This window comes from Acidimicrobiales bacterium, assembly GCA_035533595.1.
GTDB lineage: Bacteria > Actinomycetota > Acidimicrobiia > Acidimicrobiales > Bog-793 > DATLTN01.
In genome coordinates, this window is sequence record DATLTN010000026.1 from 1 (window position 1) to 5,557 (window position 5,557).

Genomic DNA, 5,557 nt, shown 5'->3' on the forward strand with positions numbered 1-5,557 from the left:
CACAACCTCGTGAAGATCAGCCAGCTGATCCCGACCTGAGACGATCGACGACAACCTTGGCCAGGAATCTCCCGTTCGAGCAGCTCCCGCAACGAAGAGGATGCTCCGGCGGGGACTATTTCAGGTCGAAGTAGCTAGGGCGTCGCCTCCCCGGCGAGGCGCCGGTAGGCCTCCTCGGCGCGCGAGACGACCTCGTCGACGCCGAGGCCGAGCCGCCGAGCCGCCAGCCGGGCGTCGTCGTGCTCCACCTTGGCGCGCGCGCCGCCCACCTTCACCCGCAGCCGCTCGCCTGCGACCTCGACCTCGACCATCTCGCGGGCGACGGCGTAGCGGTCGACGAGGCTCGTGCGCACTCCGAACGAGCCGGACTCGCGAAGCAGCACGCCGCGTAGCCCGGCCGCGCCGACGGGCTCGACGAGGGCCGAGAGGAGATGACCGGGGCGCCCCTTCTTCATCAGCACCGGGGTGATCCAGGCGTCGAGAGCGCCAGCCTCGAACAGCGCCTCGAGGGCGTCGGCGAGCCGTTCGCCGGTCACGTCGTCGAGGTTCGCCTCGACGAGGGTGAGCAGCTGCCCGGCGGGCGTGTCCACGGGCGCGGCCGTCGTGCCGATGACCACCTGGGTGACGTTCGGGAGGCCCTCGAGCTCGCGCGAGCCGGCCCCGTAGCCGACCGCCTCGGGGCTCATCGCCGGCAGTGGGCCGAAGCCGCTCGCGAGCGCGGCGAGGAGCGCCGCCCCCGTCGGAGTGGTCAGCTCGACGGGAATGTCCCGGCCGTACAGGGGGGCGCCGCGCAGGAGCGCGAGCACCGCAGGCGGTGGGTTCGGGAGGAGGCCGTGCGCGCTGCGCACGGTCCCGACGCCTTGCGCCACCGGCCCGGAGTACACCTCGTCGACCCCGAGCAGCTCGAGCGCGGTGGCGGTGCCGACGACGTCGGCGAGCGCGTCGTGGCCGCCGACCTCGTGGAAGTGGACCTCGCTCGGCTCGACCCCGTGGATGCCTCCCTCGACCTCGGCGAGCAGGGTGAACACGGCGAGCGCCCGCGCCGCGACCCGTTCCGGGAGGGCGGCCGCATCGAGCAGGGTGGTGATCTGCGCGAGGCCGCGACGCACCCCGTCCTCCTCGACGGCGACGACGACGCGGGTCGCGCGCAGGCCGGCGCGCAGCACCACCTCGGCGGTGAGCGAGAGGCCCGGGACCTTCAGCCGCTCGAGGGCCGCGACGACCTCCTCGACCGGGGCGCCGGCGTCGATGAGGCTCCCGAGGGCCATGTCCCCGGCGATGCCGGCGAAGGGGTGGAACCAGGCGACGCGAGGGGGCGCCATCAGAGCATGCGGGCGACCGCGCAGGCCGCTCCGTAGCCGTTGTCGATGCCGACGACGACGATGCCCGCCGCGCACGAGGCGTGCATCGCGAGCAGCGCCGTCACCCCCTCCAGGGAGGCGCCGTAGCCGACGCTCGTCGGGAGGGCGACGACCGGAGCGGAGACGAGGCCGCCGACCACGCTCGCGAGCGCCCCCTCCATGCCGGCGACGACCACGATCGCGTCCGCCTCCTCGAGGGCATCGAGCGAGGAGAGCAGCCGGTGCAGCCCGGCGACCCCGCAGTCCACGAGGAGCTTGGGCGAGAAGCCGTAGGCGGCGAGGGTGGCCACGCACTCCTCGGCGACGGGGAGGTCGGCGGTGCCGGCCGTGATCACGGCCACCTTGCCCTCGCGGGCGAGCGCCGGTCGCCAGACGACGAGGCTGAGCGCCCCTTCGGCGGGCTCGCCGGGGGTGCGGCTCCCTCCCGGCGAGCGGGCAAGGGTCGCGGCGACCTGCTGCTCGTCGGCACGGGTGAGGAGCACCGGCCCCGTGCCGGTCTCGAGGAGCTCGTAGACGATGCTCGCGCACTGCGCGGGGCTCTTCCCCGGCGCGTAGACGGCCTCGGGGAGGCCCTGGCGCAGCTCACGGTGATGGTCGACGCGGGCAAAGCCGAGATCGGCGTAGGGGAGGCGGGCGAGGGTCGCCGCCGCCTCGTCGGGGTTCACGGTCCCGCGCCGGATCCCCTCCACCAGCCGTTGCAGATCGTCGTGGTCCACGGCCTCAGTATCCTGCCTGCATGTCCGCCCCAGCGACGCTCCGTCGCATCGCCTATCTGGGCCCGCAGGGTACCTTCACCGAGGAGGCCCTCCTCTCCGAGCCTGATCTCGCGGAGTGCGAGCTGGTGCCGATGCCGACGATCGCAGAGGCGATCGGCGCTGCCGACCAGGGAGTTGTCGAGTACGCCTTCGTGCCGATCGAGAACTCGATCGAGGGATCGGTGAGCGCCACCCTCGATCAGCTCGTGTTCGACACCGACCTCCTCATCCAGCGCGAGGTGGTCCTCGAGGTGCACCTCGACCTCCTCGCCGTGGCGGGGGCATCGCTCGGTGGCATCCGCCGGGTGATCTCCTTCCCGCACGCCACCGCCCAGATCCGTCGCTACCTCGCGGCGACGCTCCCGGGCGCGAGCGTCGGCTCCACGAACTCGACCGCCGACGCGGCGCGCCTCGTCGCCGAGGGCGCCGATCCGGAGGTGGCTGCGGTGGCACCTCCGCTCGCCGCCAAGCTGTACGGCCTCGACGTCCTCGCCCATGCGATCGAGGACCACGCGGAAAACCGCACGCGCTTCGTCCTGCTCACCAAGGCGCGGATCCCCGAGCCCACCGGCCACGACCGCACGGCGATCGCCTGCTTCCAGCGGGCCAACCGCCCCGGCAGCCTGCTCGAGATCCTCGCCCACTTCGCGGCGCGCAACGTCGACCTCACCCGCCTCGAATCGCGCCCGACCAAGCAGGCGCTCGGGGAGTACTGCTTCATCATCGAGAGCGAGGGGCACGTGTCTGACGTCCTCCTCGGAGACTGTCTCGCCGAGCTGCACGAGATCCTGGAGTCCGTGAGGTTCCTCGGCTCCTACCCGGTCTCGGGGGCCGTCTCCGAGACGCGCGTCGGTGAGGTCGGCGAGGCGCGGCGCGGCGCGGCCGAGTGGCTGGGCAACCTGCGGGGGCTGGTCGGCGGTTCGGGCTGAGCCCTTCGGGAGGGATGGCAGAGCGGACGAATGCGGCGGTCTTGAAAACCGTTGTGCTGCAAGGCACCGGGGGTTCGAATCCCCCTCCCTCCGCCAAGGGCGGGGTTTCCCCGTGGGCGAGACATCGCTCACGTACGCTTTGGCCGGTCAGGGCCGGACTGAGGAGCGTCGTGACTCGCACCGTCGACGGGGACAATGAGGAGCGGCCGCGGCTGATCCGCGAGGCCCTCGCCGCTGGGGACGACCTCGTCCTGTTGGGTGACGCAGCGACGACGCTGCGCGATCTGCCAGAGGCCACGGTGCAGACCGTCGTCACCTCGCCGCCCTACTGGTCGCTGCGCGACTACGAGAGCGCCGGGCAGATCGGCCGCGACGAGCCCCTCCCGATCTTCGTGAAGTCGCTGGTCGCGATCTTCGACGAGGTGCAGCGGGTCCTCGCCGAGGACGGGACGGTGTGGGTGAACATCGGCGACTCCTACACCTCGGGCAGCCGCCGCTGGCGGGCGCCCGACAAGAAGAACCCCGCCCGCGCGATGCAGGTGCGGCCGCCGACTCCAGAGGGGTTGAAGGACAAGGAGCTGATCGGGGTGCCCTGGCGCTTCGCCCTCGCGATGCAGGAGGCGGGATGGTGGCTGCGCTCCGACATCATCTGGTACAAGCCGAACTGCCAGCCGGAGTCGGTGCGCGACCGCCCGACCCGCTCGCACGAGCACGTCTTTCTCTTCTCCAAGTCCGAGCGCTACCACTACGACATCGACGCCGTGCGCGGCCCGAACGGGCGGCGGCTGCGCGACGTGTGGGAGCTGAACACCGTCGCCTACCCCGGCGCGCACTTCGCGACCTTCCCCCCTGAGCTCGTGCGCCGATGCGCGCTGATCGGCTCGTCGCCCGGTGACTACGTCCTTGACCCCTTCCTCGGCTCGGGCACGACCGCCGCGGTGGCGCGCGCCAACGAGCGCCGCTTCATCGGCTGCGAGGTGAACCCCGCCTACCTCCCCCTCATCGAGAAGCGGCTCGTCCCGGGATGAGCGACGACCTCCTGCGGGCGGCGCTGCGTGAGCGCATCGACCAGCTCGAGCTGCCCGAGGTCATCGTCGTCGACCGCCTCGTGAGCGCACTCCTCACGCCGGTCCAGTGCACGCTCGCGGCGGGCTCCTGGCTCACCGCCACCCCGTGGGCGAAGGCCTTCCTCGCGCGGCTGCGCGCCCACCACGCGCTGAACGCCGAGCCACTCTCCACGACTGCCTTCGAGGCCGCCTTCAACGGCGCTTGCGAGGCGGCCGGCTGGAAGGTGGCGCCGGCGGGTTCGGCGACCAACCGCTTCTTCGACACCGTGGTCGCCCTCCCGAGCGGGGAGCAGCGCTCGCTCAGCCTGAAGGCGACCGCCGCGAAGGGACTGCGGGCCGACAGCCTGCACATCTCCAAGCTCACCGAGGCGGCGTGGATCCAGGACGCGCGCACCCAGGCGGGGCGGCGCGACAAGCTCGTCGCGCTCTTCGCGGAGTACCGACGCCAGACCGACGCGATCCTCGTGCTCCGCTGCTTTCGCGAGGGGAGCGACGCCTACCGCTACGAGCTCGTCGAGGTCCCGACCGCGCTCTTCGCCTCCGTCGACGAGCTCGGCGTCGCGGAGGCGCAGCTCGCGACGATCCCGATCCCGACGGGCCAGGACCCTCCCGACGCGCGCCTGCGCATCGACCGCAGCGACGCGAAGATCACCGTCACCGGGATCCGCCTCGACCGCTGCCTCGTGCACGGCAGCTGGACGATCCCGAACCGCTCGGGCGTCGCGCGCGCCTGACAAGCGCTCCGAACGGGTAACGCGTGCCGTGATGGAGGCATTCACCACGGGGGAGAACCCCGTCCTGCACGTCGTCACGGTGCAGGTCGCGGGGGAGCGCGACGGTTGTCTCGTCGGCTTCGCCACCCAGTGCTCGATCATCCCCGAGCGCTTCCTCGTCTGCCTGTCGGTGCTGAACCGCACGTACGAGCTCGCCCGCCGGGCGGACGTACTCGCCGTGCACCGCCTGCGCACCGACCAGCTCGAGCTGGCGCGGCGCTTCGGCGCGGCGCGCGGTGACGAGGTCGACAAGTTCGCCGGCCTTGCCTGGCGCCCGGGGGTGAGCGGCGCGCCGGTCCTCGAGGGCTGTGCCGCCTACCTCGAGGGGAGCATCCAGTCCCGCCATCCCCTCGGCGACCACTGCGGCTTCGTGCTCGCCCCGCTCGCCGCCGCAGGTGGTGGTGGTGGCGGGGAGGCGTTGCGGATGGACGCCGTCGACTTCGGGGCGGGGCACCCGCCCGGCGAGCTGCGGCGCGCTTAGGCCGAGCCCCGCAGCGGGGAGAGCTCGCGCAGCAGCTGGCTGATGTGCTCCTTGGTGAAGGGCGAGGAGGCGAGGAGCACCCGCGTGCAGCCGGCCCGGTAGAAGCGGTCGACCGCCTTTTCGATGTCGGAGGTCTCGCCGATCGCGATCGTGTCGGTGACGAGCTCGTCGCTCGCCGCGGCGACGGCCAG

7 protein-coding genes and 1 tRNA gene are annotated in these 5,557 nt (G+C 72.5%); 5 read left to right on the forward strand and 3 right to left on the reverse strand.

Features of this window, described 5'->3' with window-relative positions; translation table 11 throughout:
• Positions 1 to 134: 134 nt before the first annotated feature.
• Both larC and larB read right to left on the reverse strand, forming a co-directional pair.
• Positions 135 to 1,322, reverse strand: coding sequence for a nickel pincer cofactor biosynthesis protein LarC (gene larC / locus VNF07_04935; GenBank protein ID HVB05579.1), 1,188 nt, complete (start codon positions 1,320 to 1,322; stop codon positions 135 to 137).
• The gene (gene larB / locus VNF07_04940) at positions 1,322 to 2,077 is read right to left on the reverse strand and encodes a nickel pincer cofactor biosynthesis protein LarB (protein HVB05580.1); all 756 of its coding nucleotides are present in this window, start codon (positions 2,075 to 2,077) and stop codon (positions 1,322 to 1,324) included. The genes larC and larB overlap by 1 nt, the downstream gene beginning before the upstream one ends.
• A gap of 20 nt (positions 2,078 to 2,097) precedes the next feature.
• Between larB and pheA the strand changes: the two genes are divergently transcribed.
• From pheA to VNF07_04965, 5 genes are all read left to right on the forward strand, one after another.
• The gene (pheA, locus tag VNF07_04945; protein ID HVB05581.1) at positions 2,098 to 3,045 is read left to right on the forward strand and encodes a prephenate dehydratase; all 948 of its coding nucleotides are present in this window, start codon (positions 2,098 to 2,100) and stop codon (positions 3,043 to 3,045) included.
• An 8-nt stretch (positions 3,046 to 3,053) separates the two neighbouring features.
• Positions 3,054 to 3,141: transfer RNA gene (locus VNF07_04950), tRNA-Ser, on the forward strand.
• Positions 3,142 to 3,215: 74 nt separating this feature from the next.
• Entirely contained in the window at positions 3,216 to 4,073 is an 858-nt protein-coding gene (locus VNF07_04955) for a site-specific DNA-methyltransferase (GenBank protein ID HVB05582.1), read from the forward strand.
• Entirely contained in the window at positions 4,070 to 4,846 is a 777-nt protein-coding gene (locus VNF07_04960; GenBank protein HVB05583.1) for a hypothetical protein, read from the forward strand. Before VNF07_04955 ends, VNF07_04960 begins: the two co-directional genes overlap by 4 nt.
• A gap of 31 nt (positions 4,847 to 4,877) precedes the next feature.
• Positions 4,878 to 5,366: a flavin reductase family protein gene (locus VNF07_04965; GenBank protein ID HVB05584.1), complete on the forward strand. Its 489-nt coding sequence runs from the start codon at positions 4,878 to 4,880 to the stop codon at positions 5,364 to 5,366.
• Here VNF07_04965 and VNF07_04970 read toward each other — a convergent pair.
• Positions 5,363 to 5,557 (reverse strand): hypothetical protein (locus VNF07_04970; protein HVB05585.1); only part of this gene is annotated, 195 nt, incomplete at its 5' end. The genes VNF07_04965 and VNF07_04970 overlap by 4 nt on opposite strands.

Excerpts from the sequence above, each read along its gene's own strand:
- larC (HVB05579.1), bottom strand. The coding sequence starts at position 1,322 with ATGGCGCCCCCTCGCGTCGCCTGGTTCCACCCCTTCGCCGGCATCGCC.
- pheA (HVB05581.1), top strand. The coding sequence starts at position 2,098 with ATGTCCGCCCCAGCGACGCTCCGTCGCATCGCCTATCTGGGCCCGCAG.
- VNF07_04960 (HVB05583.1), top strand. The coding sequence starts at position 4,070 with ATGAGCGACGACCTCCTGCGGGCGGCGCTGCGTGAGCGCATCGACCAG.
- VNF07_04965 (HVB05584.1), top strand. The coding sequence starts at position 4,878 with ATGGAGGCATTCACCACGGGGGAGAACCCCGTCCTGCACGTCGTCACG.